General features: G+C 66.1%; 1 protein-coding gene and 1 pseudogene. Both read right to left on the reverse strand.

Annotated features, from left to right (window positions below):
• Window positions 1-84: 84 nt before the first annotated feature.
• Window positions 85-516, reverse strand: a complete 432-nt coding sequence (locus ACP4J3_RS50555) for a DUF5959 family protein (RefSeq protein WP_426545020.1) — start codon at window positions 514-516, stop codon at window positions 85-87.
• A gap of 73 nt (window positions 517-589) precedes the next feature.
• Window positions 590-1,843: pseudogene (locus ACP4J3_RS50560) on the reverse strand (IS256 family transposase).
• Window positions 1,844-1,968 lie beyond the last annotated feature (125 nt).

Raw genomic sequence — 1,968 nt, forward strand, 5'->3', positions numbered from 1 at the left:
GGAGCAATAGTCAAGAGCTGTGGATCAAGCCATGGTGAGCTCCTACCACCATGAGGCTGGCGGATCTCGGTCGTTGGCCATGGTTCAGTCCTCGGTCATGGGCCAGGTCTCCCAGACCAAGTCAAGGCGTCGGTATGCGTCGTCGAACCAGGCATCGACCAGTGGGACGGTGACCGTCACCGTCGTCAGGGACATTGAGTGGTCCTTGATCGTGACCTGGCACCGGTCATCGTCCTCGTCGAGTTCGATGAACAGCCACGGAGCGCGTTTCCCCTCGCGCCAGGCGATGTTCTGTCCCGCGTCGAGCGAGTCCAGGTCCTGCTGCCACTGCCGCAGGTCTTCGGGGAAGATCCACGTCTTGAGGGTGCCACGGACGAAGGGCGTATCGACTAGGAACTCTCCGACCAGGACATCGACCTCGGTGGGACGCATCCGCTCCTCCTTCCCCGCGATCCGGAGAATGACGCTATTGCCATCCCCCTCCAGGCGGATCAGGTCGATCGGATCCTCAGCCATGACTGGCCCTCCCAACTTGCGCATGCCGCCGAACACTAATCGTCGGCATGGACACAGGATCGGTTGAGGTGTGTCAGGCCGCGTGCGCTTCGGGGCGTTCGACGAGGTGTCCCCGTTCGAAGCGGGCTCCGGCGCGGACGAGGGCGACGAGGTGGGGTGCGTTGACGGCCCGCCACCGCTGCTGGGCGGACTCGACGAGCTTGAAGACCATGGCGAGGGCGGCGGCCGCGCTGCCGGCGCCCTTGGTCACCTTCGTGCGGAGCCGGACAGTGGCGAAGGTGGATTCGATGGGGTTTGTGGTGCGCAGGTGGATCCAGTGCTCGGCGGGGAAGTCGTAGAACGCCAGCAGCTCCTCAACGTCGTCGGTGATCTTCTTCACCGCCTTGGGCCATTTCGTGCCGTAGACGTTATCGAAGGCTGTGACCGCCTTGAGCGCGTGCTCGCGGTCCTCGGCGTTGTAAATGTCCTGCAGAGCCCTGCGGGCGCCGGGCTGCGCCGACTTCGGCAAGGCGTTGACGACATTGGCCGATTTGTGAACCCAGCACCTCTGGTGCCGGGCTTGAGGGAAGACCTCCGCCAGGGCCTTCCAGAAGCCGAGCGCGCCGTCGCCGACGGCCAGAACCGGGGAGCGCATCCCGCGCCGGGCGGCATCGCGCAGCAGGTCGGCCCAGGACTCGGCCGATTCGCGGTAGCCGTCGGCCATCGCGATCAGTTCCTTGGTGCCGTCCGCTCGCACCCCCATCAGGACCAGGACGCAGGACTTCGCCTCCGCAAGGCGAATGCGCAGGTGGATGCCGTCGGCCCAGACGTAGACGTAGTCGGATCCGGCCAGGTCACGCTCACCGAAGGCCTGGTGGTCGGCCTGCCACTGCGCTGTCAGGCGGGTGACGGTGGCCGGCGAGAGTCCGGCCGAGCTACCCAAAAACTGCTCCAGCGCGGGGACGAAGTCGCCGGAGGACAATCCGTGCAGGTAGAGCAGCGGCAGCACCTCGCTGATCTTCGGGGACTTCCGTGCCCAGGGCGGCAGGATCGCCGAGGAGAACCGCTTGCGCTCCCCGGTGGCCTCGTCGAGGCGCTTGTCGTTCACCCGCGGAGCCTTCACCTCCACCGCCCCGGCGGCCGTGGTCACCGACCTGGGCTGGTGATAGCCGTTGCGCACCACCAGACGGCGGCCGTTCTCGTCCCGCTGGTCAGCCAACTCGGCTATGTAGGCGTTGACTTAGGCTTCCAGAGCGGCGGCCAGCATCCGCCTCGCCCCTTCACGGACGATCTCGTCGATCAGGGAGCCGTCCGGGGTACTGCCATCGGCATTGACTACGCTGAGCACGGGCGTGCCTTCCCAACCCGTGCTGCGAACACGGGCCTACTCGGTGACCTTCAACCGATCACTCGGGAAGGTACGCCCTTCGCGTCCCAACCCGAGCCCGATCCACAGGTCCTGAGCATTGCTCG

This window comes from Streptomyces sp. UG1 (assembly GCF_049974585.1).
Lineage (GTDB): Bacteria > Actinomycetota > Actinomycetes > Streptomycetales > Streptomycetaceae > Streptomyces.